Genomic DNA, 26976 nt, shown 5'->3' with positions numbered 1-26976 from the left:
ACCACGTACACCGTTATGGCCGGGGCTTGTGACGCTATGACTGTCATAGCGAAAAGCGATCATGGCACGGGCCTGGGCGCGGCCCTGTGGCAACGTGCGCTGGCCCAGGTGGCCGTGCATGCCCAGGCTCACGGTGCCCATTTGGCGCGCACCGTGGTGCTGGTGCCTTACGCCCAGCTCATGCCCTGGGCCCAGCGCCACTGGGCGCTGCAGTTTCCGCAAGGCTTTGCGCCGCGCTTTGAAACCAGCCGCAACTGGGCGCGCCAATTGCAGGTGTTTGAGCCTTCGGCCGATGACTTTGCGGGCGACGTGGCGCGCGACACCCTCACTGCCCGCGCCTTGCTTGAGCGCGTGGGGCAGGGCGCCCAGCGCGAGATGCTGGCCACGCCCTTGCAAGAAGCCGCTGCCCAACTGGCCCCCGCCGTGGCGGCCGTGCCCCCCGCGCAGCGCGCCGCCTGGGGCGACGAGGCCCGCAGGCTGCTGGCCACCGCCGACGAGGGCAGCACCCTGCACTACGAGGCCTTGGTGGCGCGCCTGGCGCTGGAATGGGTGCTGGCCTCGCGCCATGCCACCGATGTGCTGTTTGAGCCTGGCGTGCGCGCGGCGGTAGATGCCGTGGTGGTGCTCGAAGGCTTTCAGTCCGACGCGCTGACCCCGGCCCTGATGGTCCACTGGGGCGAGCAAGGCACCTGCATTGCGTTGCCCGCCCTGGTCGATGATGTGGTGGGCGATGCCCCCGCCCCGCCGCAGTGGGCCTTGCATGCCGCCACTGATGCCGAAGACGAAGCCCACCGCGCCGCCGCCTGCGTGTTGGCCCATGTGCGCGATGGCCGCGTGCCCGTGGCGCTGGCCGCCACCGACCGGGCGCTGATCCGCCGCGTGCTCGCCCACCTGGACAGCAGCGGCGTGCTAGTGCGCGATGAGAGCGGCTGGATTCTTTCCACCACACGCGCCGCCTCACGGGTCATGGCCGCGCTGCAGGCTGCGGCGTGGAATGCTTCTTCCAACGAGGTGCTGGACTGGATCAAACACACCCCTGCGCTGATGTCGGGCGAGGTGAACCGCCTGGAGCAATGGCTGCGCAAGGGCGTGGTGCAGCACTGGAGCGCTGCCGCCGCCCGCGACCTGAGTGCGCAGCCCCACCTGGCCCGCACCGTGGCTACGGTGGAGGCCTGGCGCGACACCCTGCGCACTGCGCGCCCGCTGGCGCAGTGGCTGCCCGCCCTGCGCGCTGTGCTGGAGCAAGCCGGCCAGTGGCAAGCCCTGCAGGCCGACCCGGCCGGCATGCGCGTGCTGGCCGCGCTGCGCCTGCAAGACGGCCAGCAGGCCGAGCTGGACGGCTGGGGCGACGGCGTTGGCCGCCGCATGGCGCTGGCCGAATTCACCCGCTGGGCCAAAGACGTGCTCGAAGCCGGGCGCTATGTGGCGTCTCAGGCGGCCGATGCCCCCGTGGTCGTGCTGCCGCTGCCCCAGCTGCTGGCCCGCCCCTTTGCCGCCGCCGTGCTGCCGGGCTGCGATGAAAAGCGTTTGCAAGCCGCGCCTGAGCCCGCAGGCGACTGGTCGCAGGCCCAGCGCGAGGCCTGGGGCCTGCCCACGCGCGCATCGCTCGAAGCTGCCCAGCGTGCCGCCTGGGCCCACGCCCTGCGCACGCCCGTGGTGGATGTGCTGTGGCGCACCGGCGACGAGGGCGGTGAGCCCCTGCTGGCCAGCGCCCTGGTGCTGTCCCTGCAACTGGACGGCACCGCCACGCCCGGCGCGGACGACCGTGCGGCCCGCGCAGTGGCTACCACGCCCACGCTGCGCCCCCAGCCCGTGGGCCAGGCGCTGCCGGTGGCACACCTGTCGTCCACCGCGTATTCCGACCTGCGCCACTGTCCCTACCGCTTCTTTGCGCAGCGCCAGCTGGGCCTGCGCGAGGCCGACGAGCTGGACGCCGAGGTGGACAAGCGCGACTTTGGCACCTGGCTGCACGCCGTGCTGCAGCAGTTTCACGAGGCCTTGCTGGCCGACCCGACCGACCACGCGGAGGAGCGCCGCGCCCGCATGGACGCCGCCGCCGAGGCCGTCACCCGCGAGCAGCGGTTGCAAGACGGCGACTTCCTGCCCTTTGCCGCCGGCTGGGCACAACTGCGTGATGGCTACCTGCAGTGGCTGGCGAGCCATGAGCAGCAGGGCGCCACCTTCCGCCAGGCCGAGGTCAAAGCGCGCCAGCCGCTGGGCGACCTGGAGCTGGTTGGCACCCTCGACCGCATCGATGGCGTCTCGTCCACCGGCGAGCCCACGGTGCTGGTGATCGACTACAAAACCGAAAGCGACAGCGTGACCCGCCAGCGCATCAAGAGCGGAGCGGAGGACACGCAACTGGCCTTCTACGCCGCCTTGCTGAGCCACGACACCCTGCGCGCTGCCTACGTCAACGTGGGCGAGCGCGGCGAGACGCAAATGCACGAACAGGACGAAGTGGTGCACCTGCGCGATGTGCTGATCGAAGGCATCCAGCACGACATGGCCCGCATCGCCGCCGGCGCGCTGCTGCCCGCGCTGGGCGAGGGATCGGTGTGCGAGTTCTGCGCCGTGCGCGGCCTGTGCCGCAAAGACTACTGGGCGGACGCTGAACAGGCGTTGCCCGCGCAAGAGACGCCATGACCGAGAGCCATTCCCCACCCGCCCAGGCCGCTTACGAACACAACGGCCGTCCCGTATCGCGCGAAGCCTTCTACGCTATTGCCTGCGACCCCGCGCGCAGCGTGGCGGTGGAGGCCTGCGCCGGTGCGGGCAAGACCTGGATGCTGGTCTCGCGCATGCTGCGCGCGCTGCTCGATGGCTGCGCGCCGCACGAGATCCTGGCCATCACCTTCACCAAAAAGGCGGCGGGCGAAATGCGCCAGCGTCTGCAGGAGTGGCTGGAGCAATTCAGCCACAAGCCGCTGGAGGAACTCACGGCCGAGCTGATTGCGAGGGGAATCAGCCCCCAGGGCGCACTGGACAAGCGCGAGGCGCTACAAAATTTATACCGCCAGTTGCTGGAGGCTGGCCGCCCGGTGCAGATCCGCACCTTCCACAGCTGGTTTGCCGCGCTGCTGGGCACGGCGCCGCTGGCGCTGCTGCAACAACAAGGCCTGCCCGCGCACTTTGAGCTGCTTGAAGACGATGCCGAGGCCGTGCGCGAGGTGTGGCCCCCGTTTCTTCAGACCGTGGCCGACAGCGCCAGCCTGCGCGCCGACTACGAAGCCGTGGTGGCCCGTCACGGCCGCTCGCAAACGCACAAGGCCCTGGCAGCGGCGCTGGCCAAGCGGGTGGAGTTCGATCTGGCGGACGAGGCAGGTGTGGTGGATGCCTCGGTGCCGTCGTTCCAGCAGGCCTACCCCGAACTGGCCTCGTTGGCAGAGCCGGCCGATGCTTTGCAGACCGACGCTGCTCTTCAGCGCTGGCGCAGCCGTGCCAGCGCGCTGGGCGCCGAGGCCAACAAGACCCCCCAAAAGGCGGCCGACGCCATCATCGACGCGCTGGCCTGCGCCGACATGAACCAGCGCCTGGACCAATTGCGCCGTGCGATGTTCGTGGCCAAGGAAGACCGCCTCTCCAAGAACCTCGAGAAGTTCCCCGCCGCGCAGGAGGCCGAGCCCGAGCTGCAGCGCCTGCTCACCGCCCGCCGCCAGCACGAGGCCTGGCAACACCAGCAGCGCATGGCCCGGCTGGCGCGTTGTCTCATCGCGCAGTTTGTGGTCGTCAAGCAGCAGCATGGCTGGGTGGACATGAACGATGTGGAGCGCACGGCCCTGGTCATGCTGGCCGACCCAATCCTCTCGGGCTGGGTGCAGGAGCGCCTCGATGCACGCATCCGTCACCTGCTGGTCGATGAGTTCCAGGACACCAACCCGCTGCAGTGGCAGGCGCTGCATGCGTGGCTGGCGGGCTACGCGGGCTCGGGCGGTGGTTCGACCGCGCCCAGCGTGTTCATCGTGGGCGACCCCAAGCAAAGCATCTACCGCTTCCGCCGCGCCGAGCCGCAGGTGTTTATCGCCGCGCAGGCGTTTGTGCGCGATGGGCTGGGCGGCGACCTGCTCAGTTGCGACCACACACGCCGCAATGCGCAGGGCGTGATCAGCGCCGTCAACGCCGTGATGGGCGAGGCCCAGGCGCAGCACGAGACCAGCGGATTCCGCGACCACACCACCGAATCGAAACACACAGGCCAGTTGCTGCGCCTGCCCGCCATCACCGATGCGGACGACGATAGCCAAGGCGCAGGCCGCGACCCCCTGGCCTGGCGCGACAGCCTGACCGAACCCCGCCACGAGGCCGAAGAAACCCAGCGCATGCGCGAATGCACCCAGGCCGCCGCCTGGGTGGCCGCGCAGATTGCCAGCGGCACCCCACCCAAAGAGGTGCTGGTGCTGGCCCGCAAGCGCGACCGCCTGGCCAGCATGCAAGACGCCCTGCGCGCCCTGCACCTGCCCTGTGTGCAGCCCGAAAAAGCCGACCTGTTCGACGCGCCCGAGGTGCAGGACATGGTGGCGCTGCTGGATGTGCTGGTCTCGCCCACGCACGACCTGCCTTTGGCCCGCGCGCTCAAGTCGCCGTTGTTTGGCCTGGGCGATGACGCTTTGGTGGCACTGGCCGTGCTGCGCCGCCAGCCTGAACATGCGGGCAATAGCTGGTTTGATTTGCTATTAAAAAGTGAGCTTCTACCGCTTGATATGCAAGCGCTGGGGCCTGTTTTGATTCAATACCAGGCCTGGGTAGGCAGCCTGCCGCCGCACGACGCGCTGCATGCCATCTACGAGCATGGTGACGTGCTGGCCCGCTTTGCCGCTGCTGCACCCCCCACCCAGCGCCTGTCGGTGCAGGCCAACCTGCGCGCTCTGCTGGCCGCAGCGCTGCAGCACGATGGGGGCCGTTACCTCACGCCCTATGCCTTGGTGCGGGCCATGAAGAAGGGCGGCGTGCGCGCCCCCGGCCGTGCCGACGCGCAGGCCATCCGCCTGCTGACGGTGCACGGCGCCAAGGGGCTGGAGGCCGACTGCGTGCTGCTGCTGGACACCGACACCCGCCCGCAAAAGGCCGAGACCATGGGCGTGCTGGTGGACTGGCCTGGCGAGCAGACCGTGCCCTCGGCCTTCGTCTTTTTGGCCAGTGAATCGAATCCGCCGCCCAGCGCGGTGGACGCACTCGCCGCCGAGCAGCAGGCCCGCAGCCGCGAGGAGCTGAACATGCTCTACGTGGCCATGACACGCGCCAAGCACTGTCTGGCGCTGTCGTCCGTGCAGCCCAGCAGTTCGGCGCCGGGCAGCTGGTGGAACCGGCTGACACCCTTGGCTCCGTTGGTGACCGAGGTGGACGTAGGCATGGCCCCGGCACCTGCCGTCGGGGCCGGGGTAACTCCCGATACCTTCACCATCGCCGCGCTGCAGCCCCTGCCCGAGGCCCTGCAAAGCGCCCGCACCAAACCGGGTGCAGCGGCCGCCGCCGACCCCAGCGGTGCCGCGCCCGTGGCCATGCCTGGCGATGGCGATTCCACCCCCCTGTCGCGCCAAGGCGATGCCATGCACCAGCTGCTGGAGCAGGCCGGTGTGGCCGGTGCCCCGTTGGCCGACTTGCGCGCCCACGGCTGGCCTGCGGCGCGCATCGCCCGGCTGGCCAGCGACCACGACATTGCCCCGGCTGCCGCCGAACTGGCCGCCCGCATGGCACAGGGCATTCTGGCGGGCGAGGGCGCATGGGCCTGGGACCTGGCCCAGGTGCAGACCGCCATCAACGAGGCCCCGCTGCACTACCAGGGCCAAAGCCTGCGCATCGACCGGCTGGTACAGCGCCGTGCGTCGCCCGCAGATGACGCCGTGGCAGGCTGGTGGGTGCTGGACTACAAAAGCGCTGCCCAGCCCCAGCGCCAGCAGGCGCTGGTGGCGCAACTGCAGCGCTACCACGAGGCTGTGCAGGCCCTGATGCCGGGCGAGGTGGTGCACGCGGCCTTCCTCACGGGCGATGGGCGCATGGTGCGGGTGGGCGATGGGCCTGCGGGTGGCACGGGGGCGAGCGGGGGTACGAGCGAGGGGGGCAAAGCAGACCCATCGGCTGCCCAGGCCTCTGGCGTGGGGCATACTTCCGCCCCCGTTGCCTCGGCCTCGGCCGCGGCCCCGAAGTCCGAACGCCCGCGCTCCGCGCCGGGGCCTGCAGATTCTGCACAAGGCTCCTTGTTTTGACCCGCACCCAGGGCCCTCAATCCGCGCAACGCCCCTCTTTTTAGCAAGGTTCTCCCGTGTCCCACACCCTCTCTTCTTCCCCCACACCCGTTGCGCCAGCCCTGCCTGCGGGGGCCTTGTCGTGCGACGTGGCCGTCATCGGCGGTGGCCCGGCGGGCCTGATGGCGGCCGAGGTGCTGGCCCAGGCCGGGGTGGCCGTGCATTTGTTTGACGCCATGCCTTCGGTGGGGCGCAAATTTTTGCTGGCGGGCAAAGGCGGGCTCAACCTCACGCACTCCGAGCCGCACGAGCCCTTTGCCAGCCGCTACGCCGCACGCCAGCCGCAGATCGAGCCGCTGCTGCGCACCTTTGGCGGCCCCGAGGTGCGCGCCTGGGCGCAGGGCCTGGGGGTGGAGACGTTTGTAGGTACCTCCGGCCGTGTGTTCCCGTCAGACATGAAGGCCGCGCCCCTGCTGCGCGCCTGGCTGCACCGCCTGCGCGGGCAGGGCGTGCAACTGCACATGCGCCACCGCTGGCTGGGCTGGGCAGATGGCGTCAAGGCATCCGAAGAAGGGCCGCACACGCTGCGTTTTGCCACGCCTGCGGGCGAGGCGGTGGTGACGGCCCGCGCCGTGGTGCTGGCCCTGGGCGGCGGCAGCTGGGCGCGGCTGGGGTCGGACGGTGCCTGGGTGCCCCTGCTGGCCGAGCGCGGTGTGGCCGTGGCCCCGCTGCGCCCGTCCAACTGCGGCTTTGATGTGGCGGGCATGCACGCCCCGGCGGGCGAGACGCGGCGCGCCTTTTTGCAAGAGCTGCTGGGCCGCACGCCTGCCGTGCCTGTGGGCTGGACACCGCATTTTGTGGAGCGCTTTGCAGGCCAGCCGTTCAAGTCGGTGGCGCTGGGCTTCACCAGCAGCACCGGCCAGCATTTCCAGCGTCGGGGCGAGTTCGTGGCCACGGCCACGGGGGTGGAGGGCAGCCTGGTCTACGCCGTCTCCAGCCTGCTGCGCGATGAGATCGAGGCCCATGGCCACGCCACCTTCCACCTCGACCTGCTGCCCGACCACGCCCCTGAGCGCGTGCTGCAGGAAGTGCGCCACCCGCGCGGCTCGCGCTCACTGTCCAGCCACCTCAAAAGCCGTTTGGGCCTTGATGGCATCAAAGCCGGGGTGCTGTTTGAGCACCTGGGCAAAGACGGCATGAACAACCCCGTGGCCCTGGCCCAGGCCATCAAGGCGCTGCCCATCACCGTAGTGGCCGCCCGGCCCATCGACGAGGCCATCAGCACAGCGGGCGGCGTCACGTTCGAGGCGCTGGACGCGCACCTCATGGCCCAGGCCGCCCCCGGCGTGTTTTGTGCGGGAGAAATGTTGGACTGGGAGGCGCCCACGGGGGGCTATTTGCTCACCGCCTGCCTGGCCAGTGGCGTGCAGGCCGGGCAGGGTGTTTTAGCGTTTTTGGGGCGTAGCGCTTGATGGATAAGCGCTAGCAGCTATTGGATTGATAGCAATGGTGTGCACAGTTGTGTTCCCTCTAAACAGCTTCTGGGGGATACCATGCGCCCGTGCTCTGCTGGCAACGTGTCAATGAAAGGGAATTTTGTATGAGCCAGTCCAATGCCCCTCACATCGCCGGCATGAAAGCCCAGATCGCTGAGTTGCAGGCGCAGATTCGCACCCACGAAACCGCCATTGCCGAGCTGCGCGAGAAGGAGGCCGAGCTGAAAACCATCGTCTCCACGCTGGAAGAGATGGAAAAATTCATGCGCGAGTCGGGTGTGGGGCGCTGAGCGCCTGCTTCAGGTACGGCACAAGGCCCGCCTGGCGCGCGTCAGCGGCCAAGGGTTTTGGCATGGGCCGATGCTTGCAATCACTGTGTGGGAACGATGCACCTAGGGTGTGCTTGGTTGCACGGGTGCGGTGCGCATGACGGGCATGGCATTCAAAGAAGTTGACGAGCCTTACCCCCGGCACTGACTCTACAGTTAGGGCTGCTTGGTTCCCCACCTGACCCGGTTGGCTGCTTTGCCATGCGGGGAGGCCCGTCAGCGCGCATTGTACTTCGGATGCAGGGCACTTTGCGGCGCGCAGGGGATTTGTGGGTGCGGCAAAAAGAGCAGGCACCGCCCAGCCCGTAGAATCCCGCCCATGTCCTATCTCGTGCTCGCCCGCAAGTACCGCCCCCGCAATTTCACCGAAATGGTGGGGCAGGAGCATGTGGTCCAGGCCCTGTCGAATGCGCTGACCCAGCAGCGCCTGCACCACGCTTACCTGTTTACCGGCACGCGCGGCGTGGGCAAGACCACGGTGTCGCGCATCCTGGCCAAGTCGCTCAACTGCCAGGGGCCGGACGGCACAGGCGGCATCACCGCCACCCCCTGTGGTGTGTGCCAGGCCTGCATGGACATCGACAGCGGCCGCTTTGTGGACTACACCGAACTGGACGCCGCCTCCAACCGGGGCGTGGACGAGGTGCAAAGCCTGCTGGAGCAGGCCGTCTACAAGCCGGTGCAGGGCCGCTTCAAGGTCTTCATGATCGACGAAGTGCACATGCTGACGAACACGGCGTTCAACGCCATGCTCAAGACGCTGGAAGAGCCGCCCGAGTACCTCAAGTTTGTGCTGGCCACGACCGATCCGCAAAAGGTGCCGGTCACCGTCCTCTCACGCTGCCTGCAGTTCAACCTGCGCCCCATGGCGCCCGAGACGGTGCTGGACCACCTCACCCGCGTGCTGGCCCAAGAGAACGTGCCCGCCGAACCCCAGGCGCTGCGCCTGCTCTCACGCGCTGCGCGGGGCTCCATGCGCGATGCGCTCTCGCTCACCGACCAAGCCATCGCCTTTGGCAGCGGCCAGTTGCAAGAAGCCGGTGTGCGCCAGATGCTGGGCGCGGTAGACCGCTCCTACGTCTTCCGCCTCATCGACGCGCTGGCCCAGGGCGACGGCAAGACCGTGGTGGAAACGGCCGATGCCCTTCGCATGAACGGCCTGTCGGCCGCATCGACGCTGGAAGAAATGAGCGCCGTGCTGCAACGCATGGCCGTGTACCAGGCCGTGCCGCAAATGGCGCAGGCCGTGGATGCGAACGACCCCGAAGCCGTGGAAACCGCCCGCCTGGCGGGCCAGATGCCAGCCGACGAAACCCAGCTGCTGTACAGCCTGTGCCTGCATGGCCGTGCCGAGCTGGGCCTGGCGCCCGATGAGTACGCCGCGCTGACCATGGTGCTGCTGCGCCTGCTGGCCTTCAAAGCCCCTGCAGACCCGGCTGAAAAAAAAACTCTGACGCGGCCTGAGCCCGCACTGCCATCGACCCCAGGCCCCGCCTTGGCGCCTGCAGCGGTTGCTCCGCAGGCTGCCCCAATGCCGCCCGTAGCCCCTGCTGAGCCGGTGCCTCCCGCTGCGTTAGCACCCTCCGCTCCAACGACCACAACGACCACAACGACCCCAATGGCTCCTGCCGCTGCGCAGCCACCAGAGCCTGCGCCCCGGGCCGTGCCGTCTGCGCAGGCCCCTGTGGCGGCGCCCGCCCCGGCGGCTGCCCCAGCCCAGGCGGTTGCCCCGTGGGATGACGCTGGCAGCGAACCCCCGCCCTGGCCCGACGCGGACGATGGATCGGTACCTGCCCCTGCCGTTCCGCCAGCGCATGCGGCTCAAAATTCAGAACAAAATCTGCCTCCAGCGCTTAACAATCAAGCGCAAGCAGCTCCTGAATTGGTAGCAATCCCGGTGCGCGAGGCGTCTGAGCCCAGCGAGCGCTTGCAGCCCTTGCCCCTGTCGGCCCCCACCCCGGTATCGACCCGCTACACGCCCACCGAAGAGGGCGATGTGTGGCACGCCACGGTGCAGCAGCTGGTGGCGGCCGAGGCCATCACCGCCCTGGTGCGCGAGCTGGCCTTGCAATCCCAACTGGTGGCGCGCGATGGCGCCCACTGGCTGCTGCGGGTGGAGCGCGAATCGCTCAACCAGCCCACGGCCCGCGAGCGCCTGCGCTCGGCGCTGGAAACTGCAGGCCACGCCACGCAGATCAGCGTGGAGGTGGGCCGCGTGATCGACAGCCCCGCCCGCCGCAACGCCGCCGCGGCTGCCGAACGCCAGCGCCTGGCCGAAGAAACCGTGATGAACGACCCCTATGTGCAGACGCTGATGCGCGACCACGGCGCGAAGATCGTGCCTGGCAGCATCAAGCCACTGTAATTTTTGACCCTCGCCATTTTTCAAAAGAAGGAAACCATCCATGTTCAACAAAGGACAACTCGCCGGCCTGATGAAGCAAGCCCAGGCCATGCAGGACAACCTCAAGAAGGCCCAGGACGAACTGGCGTTTGTCGAGGTGGAAGGCGAATCGGGCGCGGGCCTGGTCAAGGTGGTGATGACTTGCAAGCACGATGTCAAACGCATCACCATCGACCCGAGCCTGCTGGCCGAAGACAAGGACATGCTGGAAGACCTGGTGGCGGCTGCGTTCAATGCGGCGGTGCGCAAGGCTGAAGAGACTTCTTCGGAGAAGATGGGCAAACTCACAGCAGGGATGCCAGGCCTCCCCGGCGGCATGAAATTCCCTTTCTGATGCTGGCTACCGAGCGGGCGATCTGCGTCGTTGGGCGGTGCTCGCAATCCTCACGTACTTTAAGTACGTTCCGGTTGCTGTGCTCCGTCCGCCTAGCAGCTCATCCCGCTCGCTACGCCCTTGAGGGTGGGGTGTGAAGGCAGGAGAGGACAGGGGTTGGATGGGATATTTCTGATCTTTCTCCAGCCCGTTCGGGCTGAGCTTGTCGAAGCCCTGATCGCCCACCACCGTTCGGGCTGAGCTTGTCGAGGCCAGGGCTATCCCCTCATCGTTCAGGCTGAGTCTGTCGAAGCCTTGCACCGCACTTTCCCGTATTTCTGTCCCGACTCTCCCAGATTGCCCACCCACCCATGTCCTCCACCAACGCCCTTGATGTCTTGATTCAGGCGCTGCGCCGTTTGCCGGGGGTGGGGGTCAAGTCTGCGCAGCGCATGGCGTTTCATTTGATGCAGCATGACCGGGATGGGGCCGAGGCGTTGTCGGTGGCGCTGCATGGTGCGGTGCAGAACGTGCACCACTGCGCACGCTGCCATACGTTCACCGAGGATGACATCTGCAGCACCTGCCTGGACCCTGAGCGGGATGCTTCGCGGCTGTGTGTGGTGGAGACCCCGGCCGATCAATCGGCGCTGGAGCGCACGGGGGCGTTCAAGGGGCTGTACTTTGTGCTGATGGGGCGCCTGAGCCCGCTCGATGGCATTGGCCCCAAGGAAATTGGCCTGCACAAGCTCATGGAGCGCGCCAGCGATGGCGTGGTGCAAGAGGTGATTTTGGCCACCAACTTCAATGCCGAAGGCGAGGCCACGGCGCATGTGTTGAGTGAAGCTCTCAAGAGCCGGGGCCTGCATGTGACCCGCCTCGCACGCGGCGTGCCGGTGGGCAGCGAGCTGGAGTACGTGGACCTGGGCACCATTGCGCACGCGCTGGTCGACCGCCGCTGAAGTGCAGGCCTGAGGCCTGGCCATCGTGGGTAGAATACTCCCGAATTCATAGCGGCTAGCGCTTATACACAGGGGCTTTGAGCCCTTAAAGGCTTAAAAATGAACACATCCATGCAACTGGCCCGCTTCACGGTGGCGTACTGGTGCGTCCTGGTGGCCGCGTTGCTGCCCATCGTGTGCGCCTGGATCGCCAAGCGGGGCGCCCTCGGCAAGCCCGTAGACCAGGGCGGCTTCGACAACAGCGACCCACGGGGCTGGCTGGCCCGCCAGTCCGATTGGCGGGCCCGTGCCAACGCCGCGCAGGCCAACAGTTTTGAAGTGCTGCCGTTTTTCATCGGCGCGGTCATCATTGCGCACCAGCTCGGGGCCCGGCAGACTTGGCTGGACTTGCTGGCCATGCTGTTCATCATGTTGCGCATCTTCTACATCATGATGTACGTGTCCAACATGCCCACGGCCCGCAGTGCGGTGTGGGGGGCGGCGTTCTTTGTGAACATCGCCATTTTGTTTGTGGGCTACCACTGACACCAGTGTTGAGGTGCCAAACGCTCACCTTTCGCTCAACCGCTCCCTCTCCATCACATTCACGCGCCTCTACGGTGCAGGTTCAGGCAAACCCTGGTCTGCGCGGTGGGGGCGCTTTGGCTTTAGAGCTGTCGTAGAACCGGTTTGCAGGCCCGTGACGGGGGCTCGGGCATGTTCGTCCCTCGCGTTGCCCGCTGGTTACCTCAGTTTTTCGACTGTTTCCCCACCTTTTTCACAGTACGTAGAAGCCCGCAGGGGTGATCCCTGATGTTTTCGCCCGATGGCTCCGGCACAATTGTTGCAGTGCAGCATCTTTGGTCTTTTCTGCGCTGCATTGTGTGCGTTGCACTTTTTTGGGCTGTCTTGATTCCATGTCGCGTTTTCTGATCCACCGCCGTACCCTGGGGGCCGCATCCGTTGCGTACGCCGCTGGCGTTTTTGCGCCCTTGCTGGGCGCCCAGTCGGCCCCCGTGGGCGACTTGGGGCGGGTGACGCTGGCGGTGGCCGGGCAGAACGAGATGTACCACCTGCCGGTGCTGCTGGCCGACCAGCTCGGGTTTTTCCGCGCCGAAGGGCTGGATGTGGTGCTGCGCGACTTCAATGCCGGTGCGCTGGCTTTGCAGGCGTTGCAAGAGGGGGCGGTGGATGTGGTCTCGGGCGCTTACGAGCACACCATCCGCCAGCAGGTCCGTGGGTTGCCCCTGCGCTCCATGGTGCTGCACGGGCGCGCACCCCAGGTGGCCCTGGGCATATCGCAGCGTGCGCTGCCCAAGTACGAATCCTTGCGTGACCTGGCCGGGCGGCGCATTGGCGTGTCGGCCCCGGGCTCGTCCACCCACACCTTTGCGCGCTGGGTGTTGGCGCGTGAAGGGCTTGCACCAGAGGAGGTGACCTTTGTCGCCATGCCTTCTGGGGCGGCAGCCCTGGCTGCCCTGCGCGCGGGGCAGATGCACGCGCTGTGCCATTCAGACCCCATCGTGGCGCAGGCCGAGCAAAAGCTGGCCCTGCGCGTGGTGGCCGATGCGCGCACGCTCAAGTCCTCGCAGGATTTGTTTGGCGGCAACATGCCCGCCAGTTGTCTGTATGCAGCCCAGCCCTTTGTCCAGAAGCGCACCGACCAAGTGCAGGCCCTTGTGCACGCCATGGTGCACACCCTCAAGTGGCTGCAAACGGCAGAGCCTGCCGATATCGTCAAGGCGTTGCCGGCGGCCTATCTGGCGGGCGACAGGGCGTTGTACCTGGCCGCTTTCTATCGCATGCGCGAGACCTTCTCGCCCAACGGGGTGATGCCGGACGACGGCCCTGCCGTGGCGCTGCGCACCCTGACGCTGGCCTACCCTGAGTTGGCGGGCAGCAAGGTGGACTTGGCGCGCACCTTCTCGAACGACTGGGTGCGCAAGGCACGGCAAAAATTCAACGTGTGAGGGCGCGGGGCAGGGTGTGCTCGGGCAAGATAGCGGCCTGTTTCACTTTGTGCAGAAAGACCCGCCATGTCGTTGAGTCTCAGTATCGGCCCTTTGGTGTCCCTGATTGCTGGCATCCTGATCCTGGTCATGCCCCGTTTGCTCAGCACCATCGTGGCGCTGTACCTCATCATCATGGGCATTTTGGGCCTGATGGGCATGGCGTCGCTGCGCCTTTAAGAACCTGTTCAACGTCTTTTGGGAGATTGCATTGGAGTGCAATCGGGATGAGTGGATGCCTCGGATGCGCCGCATGGGCTCATGCCCATGCAAGCAGCCGGGGCGTTCAATCGCCCGATTTCACTCCAACCCGTAGGGCAAGTGCCTTGCCGGGCGGTCTGCGGCGTTGCGGCGCTTGCCAATAGCCGAGCTATTGGCGGCACACCGCGCCTAGCACCCCATCCCGGCAAGACACTTGTGCAACTCCAAAAAGACGTTGAACAGGTTCTAAGGCCTTGCATAAACACAAAGCGCCTGTCTTTGCAGGCGCTTTGTTAAGTGAATGCAGGGGCGTGCTCAGCGGCGGCGTACTTTAGAGGGCGTGCCACCACGGCGCGTTGGGGCCGATGCGGTCTTGCTGGCGCTGCTGCGGGCTTGCACGCGTGGCTGTGCGGCGGCAGCGATTTGGCGCACGGGCAGGTACATCACCACCTGTTGTCCGGCCTTGAAGGCGGCGCTCAGCTTCACATCGTTCCAATCGGCCACGTTGGCGGCACTGACCTTGTAGCGCTGCGCAATGCTGGCCACTGTTTCGCCTTTGGCGGCCCGCACCGAGGTGCGCCGTGTCACGATTTCGGGGGCCAGCGCCACTTGGCCGTTGTCTGCCAGGTGCGATGAAACGTCCTGGCGCGTGGTGGCGCTGCGCGGCACGATGAGTGCCGAGCCCGCCTTGATGAGCATGCGCGGGGGGATGTTGTTGAGGCTGCGCAGGTCGTTCTCGCTCATGTCCGTGCGGCGCGCTGCTTCGGCCACGGTCATGGTGCTGGGGGCAGACCACACGGTCCAGCTCGCGTACTGGCCTTCGCTGCGGGCTTCCAGGTTGCGTTGGAAAACTTTGGCGTTGTCCCAGGGCAAGAGGATCTGCGGGGTTCCCGCCGCCAGGATCACGGGTTTGTGGAAAGAAGGGTTCAGCGCCTTGAAATCTGCTTCGCGAATGCCCGCAAGGCTCGCCACCAGCGACACATCGATGTCGTGGGTGACGTCCACCGTCTGGAAATAGGGGTGGTTCTCAATCAGTGGCAGCTCGGTCTTGAAGGCGTCCGGGTTGGCCACGATGTTCTTGACGGCCTGCAGCTTGGGCACATACAGGCGTGTTTCAGCGGGCATGTTCAGGTCGGTGTAGCTGGTGCCCAGGCCTGCCTTTTGGTTGCGCGCAATGGCACGGCCCACGCTGCCTTCGCCCCAGTTGTAGGCGGCCAGGGCCAGGTGCCAGTCGCCAAACATGCCGTAGAGCTTTTGCAGGTAATCCAGCGCTGCGCGGGTGGAGGCCAGCACATCGCGCCGGTCATCGCGAAACGCGTTTTGCTTCAGGTCGAAGTAGTTGCCGGTGGCGGGCATGAATTGCCACATGCCCGCTGCCTTGGCGCTGGAGACAGCCTGCGGGTTGAAGGCGCTTTCAATGTAAGGCAGCAGGGCCAGTTCGGTGGGCATGCCGCGCCGCTCCAGTTCCTCAACGATGTGAAAGAGGTATTTGCTGGAGCGCTCGGTCATGCGCTGCATGTAGTCTGGTCGGCTGGCATACCACTGCTCGCGGTCTTGCACCAGATCGTTTTGCAGGTCGGGCATGGCAAAGCCGCGACGGATGCGATCCCACAGATCTGCAGGAGCGGAGAGCGATGCCACTTCGCGGCTGGAGGCGTTGGCGGCCGTGATGGGCTGCAGCGGCCCCTTGGGGATGAGTGGCGTGTGGCCTGCCTGGCGGCTGGTGGGTGTTTCGTTGGGCGAGTTGCTGGCGGTATCCGGCGCTCCACCGGTGGTGGCGCAGCCTGTCAGCCACAGCATGCCAAGCAGGCTGGCAATGTGCAGAAATTTCATCGAAACTCGTTCTTCCATGTGCGCAAAGCGGCCAGTACGGCGATTGCGTCGTTGCTGTCGATCTGCGGCGCGTGGGCCTTGGCTGCTCGTGCAACCTCTGGCTGCTGAACCCGCAGGAATGGGTTGATGCTGCGCTCCAGTGCCATGTGGGATGGCAGCGTGGGGCGGTTGGCGGCCCGTTGGGCCAGGCACCAGGCGTTGTAGTTGAGCAGTGCTGCGTTGGCGGGTTCCACCGCCAGCGCAAATTTCAGGTTAGAGAGTGTGTATTCGTGCGCGCAGCATACCCGTGTGTTGTCGGGCAGTGCACTGAGCTGGCTGAGCGATGTGTGCATTTGTGCCGGAGTCCCCTCAAACAACCGACCGCAGCCACCCGAGAACAAGGTGTCTCCACAGAACAGCAGGGGCTCGTCCCCGCCTCCAACGCCAGCGCCGTAATAAGCAATGTGCCCGGCGGTGTGTCCGGGCACGTCCAGCACGTCCAGCGTGAGGCCCAGCACCGTGACCTGGTCGCCCTGGCTCAGGCCCGTGAGGGGCTGGGGGATGTCTTCGCCTGCCGGGCCGTACACGCGGGCCCCGGTGTGCTCACGCAAAACCCCTACGCCACCGACATGATCGGCATGGTGGTGGGTGACTAGAATTGCCTGCAAGGACAGCCCCATGGACTGCAGCGCCTCCAGCACGGGCGCGGGGTCTCCAGGGTCCACCACCACCGCATGCTGCGCGTCGTGCAGCATCCAGATGTAGTTGTCGGTAAAGGCGGGTAGCGGCAGCAAGTTCATGAGCTCTCAAATTATAGATTTGCACCAGTGGTTCGACTCTGCGCCCGGAAGGTACCTGCTGGCCTGGGAGCAGGCTTGCATGGACGAGGCCGTGGCCGACATCTTTGGCTACCATGCAGTGCAACTGGGCATGCCCCGCATTGATGGCCTGCGCACCAACCGCATGCCCCACCAGTGGCTTGCCTTGGGCGCAGATGCATTGCTGAATGAACCGGGGGACTGGGGCGGCCCCATCCCCCCTGATGCACCGCGCGCAGTGGCCTTGTGGGCCGAGCCTGTGGCGTTGCCGTTTCCCAGCGCCAGCCTGGACCTGGTGGTGTTGCCCCACACCCTGGAGCTGAGCGAAGACCCGCACATGGCACTGCGCGAGGTCGAGCGTGTGCTGGTGCCCGAGGGGCGTGTGGTGATTGCCGGGCTCAACCCCCTGAGCCTGTGGGCCCTGCGCCAGATGCGGGTGCGCTTGTGCCAGCGCTGGATGGGCGGCTCGCTGTATTTGCCAGATGCTGGTGAGTTCATCGGCTTTGGGCGCTTGCGTGACTGGCTGCGATTGTTGAGCTTTGAGGTCGAGTCGGCCCAGTTTGGCTGTTATCGTCCAGCGGTGCGCAGTGCCGAGTGGCTGGAGCGCTTTGCCTGGGTGGACCCGCTGGGCGAAAAGTGGTGGCCCATTTTTGGTGCGGCCTATTTTTTGGTAGCGGTCAAGCGTGTCCATGGCATGCGCCTGCTGGGCCCTGCCTGGCGCTCTGGCAAGGCCCGCGTGGCCGCAACGGTGCCCGTGGTGCGGCGCACGGACCCAGGTGGCCCGGTGCGCAGGCGCTGACCCAGGGGCTGCGCAGGCCACGCATGGGCTCGCTGCTGGGCAGGGCGATTGGGCTTTGCGCTCTCACACCCTCCTATTCATCATCTTCACATTTGCAGGAATCCAGTTTGAACCAGGTCGAGATATACACAGATGGCGCATGCAAAGGCAACCCTGGCCCAGGGGGCTGGGGGGTGCTGCTGCGTTCAGGTACGCTGGAAAAAGAGTTGTTTGGCGGCGAGCTGGGCACCACCAACAACCGCATGGAGCTGATGGCGGTGATCGAGGCGCTCACGGCCCTCAAGCGGCCCTGCGCCGTCACGCTGTTTCTGGACAGCGAATACGTGCGCAAAGGCATCACCGAGTGGATTCATGGCTGGAAGGCCAAAGGCTGGCGCACGTCGTCCAACCAACCAGTCAAGAATGTGGAGCTGTGGAAGCGCCTTGACGCGCTGGTGAGCACGGGGGGGCACCGCATTGAATGGCGCTGGGTCAAGGGCCACTCGGGCGATCCGGGCAATGAACGGGCAGATGCGCTGGCCAACAAAGGCGTGGACAAAGCCAACGGCCGTTGAGGTAAGGGCTTCGCCCCGGGCGCTCGGGGCAGGCTCTGCGCAAAGCGCCTTGCTTGAGGGGTGAAGCGCACCGCGCCGTGGCTGCGTGTAAAGCTTGTGTAAATCTCGCACAACAGACCACGGGGGTAAGCGCCAAAGTGAATGCACAACTTGGTACGCACTGATACATTGCTTCGCTGCATGTCGCAACTCCCCAGGTTTGATGGATCCATGGCGCTCAAGAACAAATACGTCGTTTTTGCGGTTATCGGTTTGGCCGCTGCTTCCGGTGCGGCCTGGTGGCTCCAGTCACCCTCGAAGGCTTCGCGCCCCGATGCGGCAGCCCTTCAGGCCAAGTCGGCGCCTCAAGGCGGTGGAAAGCCTGTGATGGTGGAAGCCACCGCTGTGCGCCAGATGGCCTTGCGCGACGACGCCGAGGCCGTGGGCAGCCTGCGGTCACGGCGCAGCGTGGTGCTGCGGCCTGAAATCAGTGGGCGCATCACCCAATTGAACTTTCGCGATGGACAGCGGGTGCGCAAGGGGCAGTTGCTGGTGCAGCTAGACGACCAACTGCCCCGGGCCCAGGTGCAGCAAAGCCGGGCTGAGTTGTCGATTGCCCGCGCCAACCACAAACGCAACCAGGAGCTGGTGGCCCAGGGCTTCATCAGCCAGCGTTCCGTGGACGAAAGTGCGGCCAACTTGGAGGTGGCAGAGGCCAAGCTGGCCCTGTCTGAGGCCACGGCGCAGCGCCTGCGCATCCTGGCGCCCTTCGATGGCATCGCGGGCATTCGGGGGGTGAACGTGGGCGACTACCTCAAGGATGGCGCCGACATCGTCAACGTGGAAGACCTGGACGCGGTGTATGTGGACTTCCGCCTGCCCGAGCGGCTGCAGGACAAGGTCAAACCTGGCCAACTGGCCCGCGTGGCCTTTGATGCGCTGCCGGGTGTGCAGTATTCGGCAGTGGTGCAGGCCATCAACCCGCAAATTGACGCCGATGGGCGCTCCATTGCCGTGCGCGGTTGCATCGACAACCGCCGCTTGCAGTTGCGCCCCGGCATGTTTGCCCGCGTGACAGCGGTGTTTGGCGAGCGTGCAGACGCCCGCGTGATCCCTGAGGAAGCCATCGTGCCCGATGGCACCGCACCCTATGTGCTGCGCATCGTGCCCGGCAAGGAAGAGGGCAGCAAGATTGCCAAACGCACCCCGGTGCGCCTGGGCGCTCGCACCCCCGGCTTTGTCGAGGTGGTGGAAGGGTTGGCCGCCGGGGATGTGGTGGTGACCGCCGGGCAGCAACGCTTGCAGCGCGATGGTCTGGCCGTGCGTGTGGTGGAGCTGGGTCAGTCTGCGGGCGATGCCAAGGCAGCGGCGGCGCCCACTCCAACTCCGCCTGCATCCGCTGCAGACACTGCGGCTGCAGTCCCCGCTGCGGCCTTCGCCACGGTGGTGGCGACCAGTACCCGCGCAGCATCTGCTGCTGCCAGCCCGCAGCCTGGGCTGCCCGATGCGCGTGCTGCCAATCCGTGCCAAGGGGCGGCAGAGCCTGCGGTGCCGCCTGGCCCCACGCGCGCGGCCCGTGGCGCGCGTTCCTCCTGAGTTCTGCATTTTTGACATCGCCCGACGCCTGCCATGCAACTTGCTGAAATCTCCATCCGTCGGCCGGTCTTCGCCACCGTCCTGTCTTTGCTGGTCTTGCTGGTGGGGGCCGTCAGCTTCACCCGCTTGACGGTGCGTGAGTACCCCAAGATCGACGAACCCGTGGTCACCGTGAGCGTGCGCTACGCGGGGGCCTCGGCCGAGGTGATCGAATCCCAGGTCACCAAGCCCCTCGAAGACTCGATTGCCGGTATTGATGCGGTGGACGTGATCACCTCCATCAGCCGCGCCGAGCAAAGCCAGATCAGTGTGCGCTTTCGCCTGGAGAAGGATGCCGACAACGCCGCCGCCGAGGTGCGTGACCGCACCGCCCGCGTGCGCAACCGCCTGCCCGACGCGGTGGACGAACCCGTCATCGCCAAGGTGGAGGCAGATGCCTCGCCCGTGATGTGGCTGGCCTTCAGCAGCGACACGCGCAGCCCGCTCGAAATCAATGACCTGCTCAACCGCATCGTCAAGCCCCGGCTGCAGACGGTGACGGGCGTGGCCGATGTGCCGATTTACGGCGAGCGCCGCTATGCCATGCGCATCTGGCTGGACCCCGAGCGCATGGCCGGCTACCGCCTCACAACGCAGGACGTGGAAGACGCCATCCGCCGCAACAACCTGGAGCTGCCCGCGGGCCGCATCGAGTCGCAGCAGCGCGAGTTCAGCGTGACCTCGCAGACGGAGCTGGCGCGTCCGGCGCAGTTCTCTGACATCGTCATCCGCACGGTGAGTGGTTTTCCGGTGCGCATGCGCGATGTGGCACGGGTGGAGGAAAGCGCCGCCAGCGACCGCAGCCGCGTGCGCCTCAATGGCCGCGAAGCCATATCGATGGGCGTGATCCGCCAGGCCACGGCCAACCCGCTGGAGCTGTCTGCCGGTGTGCGCGCCATGCTGCCCACCTTGAAGGCCGACCTGCCCGCCGACATCACCATCGACGTGGCCAACGACAACTCGCTGTTCATCGACCGCTCGGTCAAGAGCGTGTACCACACCATTGGCGAGGCGGTGGTGCTGGTGGCGTTGGTGATCTTTGTGTTCTTGCGCACCTTGCGTGCCTCCATCATTCCCATCATCACCATCCCGGTGAGTCTGGTGGGTACGTTTGCGCTGATGTCCCTGGCGGGCTTCTCCATCAACACCTTGACCTTGCTGGCCCTGGTGTTGGCCATCGGGCTGGTGGTGGACGATGCCATCGTGATGCTGGAGAACATTTACCGGCACATTGAAGAGGGGCTGGACCCGTTCTCGGCCGCCATCAAGGGGGCGCGTGAAATCGGCTTTGCCATCATCGCCATGACGCTCACGCTGGTGGCGGTGTACGCGCCGCTGGCGTTCACCCCGGGCCGCACTGGGCGGTTGTTTGTGGAGTTTGCGCTGGCCCTGGCCGGGGCGGTGGTGGTGTCGGGCTTTGTGGCGCTGACCCTGTCGCCCATGATGTGCTCGCTGCTGCTCAAGCACAACCCCAATCCGAACTGGTTTGACCGCTCCATGGAGCGGTGGCTCACGGCCCTGTCAGACGCCTATGGCCGCCTGCTGCGCTGGGTGGTGACGGCGCGGTGGGGTGGGCGCGGGGAAGACGGCTCTGGTGGAGGGCTGCGTGGTGCGCTGTTCCAGGCCCGCTGGCTGGTGGTGGCGGTGATGCTCGTCAGTGGGGCCGGTTTGGTGGCGATCTACCCCAAGATGAAGCAAGAGCTATCGCCCATGGAAGACCGGGGCACGATTCTCGTCAACGTCACCGCGCCCGATGGCGCCACGCTGGACTACACCAACCGCTACGCGCTGGAGCTGGAAAAGATTGGCCGCGAGTACCCCGAGTTCGACCGCATCTTCGCCAACATCGGCAACCCCACGGTAGCGCAAGGCAGCGTGATCTACCGCACGGTGGATTGGGAGCAGCGCGAGCGCAGCACCCTGGCCATGGCGCGTGACCTGCAGCCCAAGGTGGCTGCTTTGCCGGGGGTGAATTCGTTTTTGATCACCCCGCCGTCGCTGGGCCAGGGCTTTCGCTCGCGGCCCCTCACGTACGTGATACAGACCTCGGACAGCTACGAGAACCTGAACGCCGTCACCAACCAGATGATGGCCGAGATTGCCAAGAACCCCGGCATCATCTCGCCCGATGTGGACCTGCGCCTGAACAAGCCCGAGCTGCGCATCAGTGTGAACCGCGAGCGCGCCGCCGACCTGGGCGTGAGTGTGGACGTGGTGGCCAAGGCCATTGAGACCATGCTGGGCGGGCGCACCGTGACGCGCTACAAGCGCGATGCCGAGCAGTACGACGTGATCGTGCAAACCGAGGCCCGGGGCCGCACCACGCCAGAGAACATTGACAGCATCTACGTGCGTGGCCGCAACGACGCCATGATTCCGCTCTCCAGTCTGGTGAACGTGAAGGAGAGTGTGAGCCCGCGCGAGCTGAACCACTTTGGCCAGCGCCGCTCGGTCACCATCACGGCCAACCTGTCGCCCGACTATTCGCTGGGCGAGGCGCTGACCTTCATGGACTCCACCGCCGCCAAGGTGCTCAAGCCTGGCTACACCACTGACCTCAACGGCACCTCGCGCGAGTTCAAAAGCTCGCAGGGTGCCCTGGGCATCGTCTTCCTGCTGGCGCTGGTGTTCATCTTCCTGGTGCTGGCCGCGCAGTTCGAGAGCTTCATCGATCCCCTGGTCATCATGGTGTCGGTGCCACTGTCCATGATCGGTGCGCTGCTGGCGCTGCAGTGGAGCGGGGGCTCGCTCAACGTGTACTCGCAGATCGGCCTCATCACGCTGGTGGGCCTGATCACCAAGCACGGCATCTTGATTGTGGAGTTCACCAACCAACTGCGCGAAGAGGGTATGGACATGGTGGACGCGCTGGTCAAAGCCTCGGCCCAGCGCCTGCGCCCCATTCTGATGACCACCGGCGCCATGGTGCTGGGCGCTGTGCCCCTGGCGCTGGCCACCGGGGCTGGGGCCGAGACGCGGTCACAGATTGGCTGGGTGATCGTGGGCGGCATGTCGCTGGGCACCTTGCTCACCATTTTTGTGGTGCCCACCATGTACACCCTGTTTGCCCGCAAGGCGGTGCCGGGGGCCAAGACCACCGTGGCGGTGGAGAGTGCCACGCCGCACGCCGATGGCCCTGTAGGGTCTGCGGCGGCGCACGGCTGAGTCGCACTGGCTGCACCCACAAAAAAAGGCCCTTGGCATCACGCCAAGGGCCTTTTTAATTGAATGTGCCTCTAGCGCTTGTTGGATAAGCGCTAGTAGCTATTAAATTAATAGCATTTGGGTGGTTGCTTACTGAGCCGCCCAGCCGCCGTCCATGTTCCAGGCCACGCCACGCACGTTGTTGGCGGCGGTGGAGCAGAAGAACACCGCCAGGTCACCCAGCTCCTCGGGGGTGGTGAATTGCATGGAGGGCTCTTTCTCGCCCAGCAGCAGCTTGGTGGCTTCTTCGTTGCTCAGGCCGTGGGCGGCGGCCTTGGCGTCCACCTGCTTTTGCACCAGCGGTGTCAGCACCCAGCCGGGGCAGATGGCGTTGGCCGTGATGCCTGTGGTGGCGGTCTCCAGCGCCGTCACTTTGGTCAACCCCACGATGCCGTGCTTGGCGGCCACATAGGCGGACTTTTGGGCCGAGCCCACCAACCCGTGCACCGACGCCACGTTGATGATGCGGCCCCAGTTGGCCTTGCGCATGCTGGGCAGTGCCAGGCGCGATGTGTGGAAGGCGCTGGTCAGGTTGATGGCCAAAATGGCATCCCACTTCTCCACGGGAAAGTCTTCCACATTGGCGACATGCTGGATGCCCGCGTTGTTGACCAGAATGTCCACCTGGCCAAACTGGGTGGCGCTGTAGCGCATCATGTCTTCGATGTCTGCCGCCCGGCTCATGTCCGCCCCGTGGTAAGCCACCTGGGCACCCGCCGCCTGGCCTGCGGCCAGCACCTCGGCCCGGGGCGCATCCACGTCACCAAACCCGTTGAGCACGATGTTGGCCCCCTGGCGGGCCAGGGCTTTTGCAATGCCCAGGCCGATGCCGCTGGTAGAGCCGGTGACGAGGGCCGTTTTGCCTTTCAGCATGAGAGTTTCTCCCTAATGAACATGACTGGGGAACATGACTGGCGCAACCAGGGTGCCGGCGGCCCCACCGCAGGGCAAAGGCTTTTGCTGCATACCGGTTTGCGCAAGTCCTAATGAATTACGATGCAACGCAGCCATTATCAAGCGCTGCCTTCGGATTTCGCACCCATGATTGAACCTACGCTGAACTACGTACCGTGCCCAGGCCTTGCTGCGGCCTCGGCACCAGCAGCCCTGACCGACGTGACCGACGCATCGCCTGCGCAGCATCCTGTGGCGCAACCGGCCGTCCACCCAGCAGCCCACCGCATGGCGTATTGGGAGTGGAATGCCACCGGCAACCCCGCCCACCCGCATGTGGTGGTGTGCGTGCATGGCCTGTCGCGCCAAGGGCGCGACTTTGACACCCTGGCCCGCAGCCTCAGCGCCCACGCGCGCGTGATTTGCCCGGATGTGGTGGGGCGTGGCCAAAGCGACTGGCTGGCAGACCCCATGGGCTATCAGCTGCCGGTGTACGCGGCCGACATGCTGGCCTTGCTGGCGCAGGTGCACCAGCAAGGCCCCATTGCCACCCTCGATTGGGTGGGGACCAGCATGGGGGGGCTCATCGGTATGGCCCTGGCGGGGCAACCGGGCTTGCCCTTGCCAGCACCCGTTCGCCGATTGGTGCTCAACGATGTGGGTCCGGTCATCCAATGGCAGGCGCTGCAGCGCATTGGCCAATACCTGGGCTACCCAGCGCGGTTTGAATCGCTGCAGCAGGCGGCCGATGCGATGTGGGCCATCTCCAGCAGCTTTGGGCCGCACACCCCCGCGCAGTGGCTGGCGCTCTCTCAACCCATGGTGCGCAGCCTGCCCGAAGGGGGTTTGGCGCTGCACTACGACCCGGCGATTGCCGTGCCGTTCAGGGCGCTGACGCTCGAGGCCGCTGCCGCAGGCGAAGCCGCCTTGTGGCAGCTGTACGACCACATCCAGGCGCAAACCCTGTTGCTGCGCGGTGCGCAGTCAGACTTGCTCTCGCGAGAAACCGCCAGCGCCATGCAGGCCCGTGGCCCCAGGGCACGCTGCGTGGAGTTGGAAGGCGTGGGGCATGCCCCCACTTTGGTGGCTGCCGACCAGGTGGCCGTGGTGCAGGACTTTCTTCTGGCCGCTCCCCTCGAAAAAGGTGCCTTGGCAGAATGAAGACGAACCCCTCGACCCACGTCCCCACCCTCGCGCCCTCCGAGCCCCTGCCGCAGCTGATTGCTGCCACGGCCCATGCACTGCCCGAGCAAGTGGACGCTCTGGCCCGGGCCCGGGCTTTTGCCGAGCCCTTGCTGGCCTGCGAGACGCTGGACTCTGGCGAAAACACCCTGGTCCACGCCGACGCCGTGGCGGCCATCCTCAAAGGCATTGGCGGCTCTGAAGCCATGCAGGCCGCGTGCTACCTGGTGTATGCCTGCGTGCACCTCAACAAGCCCGAAGAGGTGATCGCCAAAGCGTTTGGCGACAACTTTGCTGCCCTGGCGGTCGAGACCACCAAGCTCATGCGGGTGCAGCGCCAGGCCCTGGCCGCCGAGCAGGTCGATGACCCTGCAGTGCAGACCGAGAACGTGCGCAAGATGCTGCTGGCCTTCTCGCGTGACTTGCGGGTGGTGATGCTGCGGTTGGCTTCGCGTCTGCAAACGCTGCGCTTTCATGCGGCCAGCAAGCGGTCGGTGTCGCCCAGCTTGGCCCGCGAATCGCTGCAGGTGTTCGCGCCGCTGGCCAACCGCCTGGGCATCTGGCAGATGAAGTGGGAGCTGGAGGACTTGTCCTTTCGCTTCCTGGAGCCCGACACCTACAAGGAAGTGGCTCGGCTGCTCGATGAAAAGCGCGGCGAGCGTGAGGTGTACATGCAGCAGCTGCGCCAGCGGCTGGAGTCCGAACTGCGTGGGCGCAGCATCAGCGCCACCGTGCAGGGGCGGCCTAAGCACATCTACAGCATCGTCAAGAAGATGCGGGGCAAGTCGCTGAACTTTGACCAAGTGCTGGACTTGCGTGCGTTGCGCGTGGTGGTGCCCAGCGTGAAGGATTGCTACGCGGCCCTCAGTTGGGTGCACGAGCAGTTCACTCCCATCGTGGAAGAGTTTGACGACTACATCGCCAAGCCCAAGCCCAACGGCTACCAGTCGTTGCACACCATCGTGCGGGACGAGCAAGGCCGCCCGGTCGAAATCCAGATCCGAACCCAGGCCATGCACGACCACGCCGAGCATGGCGTGGCGGCGCATTGGGCGTACAAGGAGGCAGGCAGCAAAGGCTACGCAGGCGTGTCTGCCGCAGGCGAGTACGACGCCAAGATCGCCGTGCTGCGCCAGCTGCTGGCCTGGGAGCGCGATCTGGCGGGCACCGTGCCCAACCGGGGGCTGTTTGAAGACCGCATCTATGTGCTGACGCCCGATGCGGCGGTGATCGAGCTTTCGCAAGGCGCTACCCCGGTGGACTTTGCCTATGCCGTGCACACCAGTGTGGGGCACCGCTGCCGGGGGGCACGGGTGGACGGCGCCATGGTGCCGCTGAACACCCCATTGCAAAACGGCCAGACGGTGGAAATCAGCACCGTCAAGGAAGGCCGCCCCTCGCGCGACTGGCTCAATGCCGAGCTGGGCTACCTCACCAGCAACCGTGCCAAGGCCAAGGTGCGCGCCTGGTTCAACGCCCAGGCCACGCACGAAACGGTGGCCCGTGGGCGTGAGGCGGTGGAAAAGCTGCTACAGCGCGAAGGCAAAACCGCCATGAAGCTGGACGACCTGGCTGCGCAGCTGGGCTTCAAATCTGCGGACGGTTTGTTTGAAGTGGTGGGCAAGGACGAGTTTTCGCTGCGCAACATCGAGAACCTGCTGCGCCCGCCCGAGCCTGTGTTGCAGCCGGACGATTACCTGCTGCTCAAGAAAACCCGCACCAATGAATCTGCCCCCAAGGGCGGGGTGCTGGTGGTGGGCATTGATTCGTTGATGACCCAGCTGGCCAAGTGCTGCAAGCCAGCGCCGCCCGATCTGATTCGGGGTTTTGTCACGCGCGGCAAGGGTGTGAGTGTGCACCGCGCTGACTGCAGCAACTTCCGTGAGATGGCCGCGCGCAGCGCCGAACGGGTGATCGAGGTGGAGTGGGGTACGCCCAAGGCCGCCGCTGCTGCCGTGTACCCGGTGGATGTGGCGGTCGAGGCGGCTGACCGCCAGGGGCTGCTGCGCGATATCTCGGAAGTATTTGCCCGTGAAAAGACCAACGTGATCGGGGTGCAGACCCAGTCCGTCAAGGGCACCGCCTGGATGACTTTCACGGTAGAAGTGGCAGACTCTGGCCGCCTCAACAAGGTGCTGGGCATCGTGGCTTCGGTGCCGGGGGTGCGCTCAGCACGGCGGCGCTGAGTGCAGAGTTTTGCGAGACCTGCATTTTTGATGCTATA

At 66.0% G+C, this 26976-nt stretch carries 19 protein-coding genes and 1 other RNA gene; 16 read left to right on the top strand and 4 right to left on the bottom strand.

The genetic code is table 11. The features are described 5' to 3' along the window. Positions 1-36 precede the first annotated feature (36 nt). The 4 genes from CLU88_RS08205 to CLU88_RS08190 all read left to right on the top strand — a co-directional run bounded on the left by CLU88_RS08205 (position 37) and on the right by CLU88_RS08190 (position 7968). Positions 37-2646, top strand: a complete 2610-nt coding sequence (locus tag CLU88_RS08205; protein WP_099656169.1) for a PD-(D/E)XK nuclease family protein — start codon at positions 37-39, stop codon at positions 2644-2646. Beyond that, positions 2643-6203, top strand: coding sequence for an exodeoxyribonuclease V subunit beta (locus CLU88_RS08200; RefSeq protein ID WP_099656168.1), 3561 nt, complete (start codon positions 2643-2645; stop codon positions 6201-6203). Before CLU88_RS08205 ends, CLU88_RS08200 begins: the two co-directional genes overlap by 4 nt. A 161-nt stretch (positions 6204-6364) precedes the next feature. Continuing rightward, complete coding sequence (locus tag CLU88_RS08195; RefSeq protein WP_233205586.1) at positions 6365-7654, top strand: TIGR03862 family flavoprotein; 1290 nt, start codon at positions 6365-6367, stop codon at positions 7652-7654. 128 nt (positions 7655-7782) lie between these two features. Next, positions 7783-7968, top strand: coding sequence for a hypothetical protein (locus CLU88_RS08190; protein ID WP_099656167.1), 186 nt, complete (start codon positions 7783-7785; stop codon positions 7966-7968). A gap of 160 nt (positions 7969-8128) precedes the next feature. Here CLU88_RS08190 and ffs read toward each other — a convergent pair. Continuing rightward, an RNA gene (ffs, locus tag CLU88_RS08185) (signal recognition particle sRNA small type) lies at positions 8129-8225 on the bottom strand. Between the two features lie 101 nt (positions 8226-8326). Between ffs and dnaX the strand changes: the two genes are divergently transcribed. The 6 genes from dnaX (at position 8327) to CLU88_RS08155 (ending at position 13854) form a co-directional block, all read left to right on the top strand. Continuing rightward, on the top strand, positions 8327-10372 hold the full coding sequence (gene dnaX, locus CLU88_RS08180) for a DNA polymerase III subunit gamma/tau (RefSeq protein ID WP_099656166.1): 2046 nt from the start codon (positions 8327-8329) through the stop codon (positions 10370-10372). A gap of 40 nt (positions 10373-10412) precedes the next feature. Further along, on the top strand, positions 10413-10745 hold the full coding sequence (locus tag CLU88_RS08175) for a YbaB/EbfC family nucleoid-associated protein (RefSeq protein ID WP_099656165.1): 333 nt from the start codon (positions 10413-10415) through the stop codon (positions 10743-10745). Between the two features lie 350 nt (positions 10746-11095). Continuing rightward, entirely contained in the window at positions 11096-11686 is a 591-nt protein-coding gene (gene recR, locus CLU88_RS08170) for a recombination mediator RecR (protein ID WP_099656164.1), read from the top strand. A 99-nt stretch (positions 11687-11785) separates the two neighbouring features. Further along, a complete protein-coding gene (locus CLU88_RS08165) occupies positions 11786-12211 on the top strand; it encodes an MAPEG family protein (protein ID WP_099656163.1) in 426 nt (141 codons plus the stop codon). A gap of 371 nt (positions 12212-12582) precedes the next feature. Then, the gene (locus CLU88_RS08160) at positions 12583-13635 is read left to right on the top strand and encodes an ABC transporter substrate-binding protein (protein ID WP_099656162.1); all 1053 of its coding nucleotides are present in this window, start codon (positions 12583-12585) and stop codon (positions 13633-13635) included. A gap of 66 nt (positions 13636-13701) precedes the next feature. After that, on the top strand, positions 13702-13854 hold the full coding sequence (locus CLU88_RS08155) for a DUF3096 domain-containing protein (protein ID WP_099656161.1): 153 nt from the start codon (positions 13702-13704) through the stop codon (positions 13852-13854). Positions 13855-14190: 336 nt separating this feature from the next. Here the strand turns inward: CLU88_RS08155 and CLU88_RS08145 are convergent, their stop codons facing one another. Both CLU88_RS08145 and gloB read right to left on the bottom strand, forming a co-directional pair. Then, positions 14191-15708 carry a transglycosylase SLT domain-containing protein gene (locus tag CLU88_RS08145; RefSeq protein ID WP_099656160.1) on the bottom strand — a complete coding sequence of 506 codons (1518 nt, stop codon included), beginning with the start codon at positions 15706-15708 and terminating at the stop codon, positions 14191-14193. Further along, positions 15705-16487, bottom strand: coding sequence for a hydroxyacylglutathione hydrolase (gene gloB / locus CLU88_RS08140; protein ID WP_099656159.1), 783 nt, complete (start codon positions 16485-16487; stop codon positions 15705-15707). Before gloB ends, CLU88_RS08145 begins: the two co-directional genes overlap by 4 nt. On the opposite strand from gloB, the gene CLU88_RS08135 reads away from it, so the two are divergent. From CLU88_RS08135 to CLU88_RS08120, 4 genes are all read left to right on the top strand, one after another. Next, a complete protein-coding gene (locus tag CLU88_RS08135) occupies positions 16486-17304 on the top strand; it encodes a class I SAM-dependent methyltransferase (protein WP_099656158.1) in 819 nt (272 codons plus the stop codon). The two genes, gloB and CLU88_RS08135, sit on opposite strands and share 2 nt — an antisense overlap. 107 nt (positions 17305-17411) lie before the next feature. Then, the gene (rnhA, locus tag CLU88_RS08130) at positions 17412-17858 is read left to right on the top strand and encodes a ribonuclease HI (protein ID WP_099658725.1); all 447 of its coding nucleotides are present in this window, start codon (positions 17412-17414) and stop codon (positions 17856-17858) included. A gap of 210 nt (positions 17859-18068) precedes the next feature. Beyond that, entirely contained in the window at positions 18069-19433 is a 1365-nt protein-coding gene (locus CLU88_RS08125) for an efflux RND transporter periplasmic adaptor subunit (protein WP_099656157.1), read from the top strand. A 33-nt stretch (positions 19434-19466) separates the two neighbouring features. Then, complete coding sequence (locus CLU88_RS08120; protein WP_099656156.1) at positions 19467-22637, top strand: efflux RND transporter permease subunit; 3171 nt, start codon at positions 19467-19469, stop codon at positions 22635-22637. A 129-nt stretch (positions 22638-22766) separates the two neighbouring features. Here the strand turns inward: CLU88_RS08120 and CLU88_RS08115 are convergent, their stop codons facing one another. Beyond that, on the bottom strand, positions 22767-23549 hold the full coding sequence (locus CLU88_RS08115; RefSeq protein WP_099656155.1) for a 3-hydroxybutyrate dehydrogenase: 783 nt from the start codon (positions 23547-23549) through the stop codon (positions 22767-22769). A 168-nt stretch (positions 23550-23717) separates the two neighbouring features. On the opposite strand from CLU88_RS08115, the gene CLU88_RS08110 reads away from it, so the two are divergent. Both CLU88_RS08110 and CLU88_RS08105 read left to right on the top strand, forming a co-directional pair. Then, entirely contained in the window at positions 23718-24731 is a 1014-nt protein-coding gene (locus CLU88_RS08110; protein ID WP_099658724.1) for an alpha/beta fold hydrolase, read from the top strand. Next, positions 24728-26938 carry a bifunctional (p)ppGpp synthetase/guanosine-3',5'-bis(diphosphate) 3'-pyrophosphohydrolase gene (locus CLU88_RS08105; RefSeq protein ID WP_099656154.1) on the top strand — a complete coding sequence of 737 codons (2211 nt, stop codon included), beginning with the start codon at positions 24728-24730 and terminating at the stop codon, positions 26936-26938. The genes CLU88_RS08110 and CLU88_RS08105 overlap by 4 nt, the downstream gene beginning before the upstream one ends. Positions 26939-26976 lie beyond the last annotated feature (38 nt).

Origin of the sequence: Acidovorax sp. 56, from assembly GCF_002749705.1 — a bacterium.
Classification (GTDB): Bacteria; Pseudomonadota; Gammaproteobacteria; order Burkholderiales; family Burkholderiaceae_C; genus Acidovorax.
This window is presented reverse-complemented; position numbering and strand designations above follow the sequence as displayed.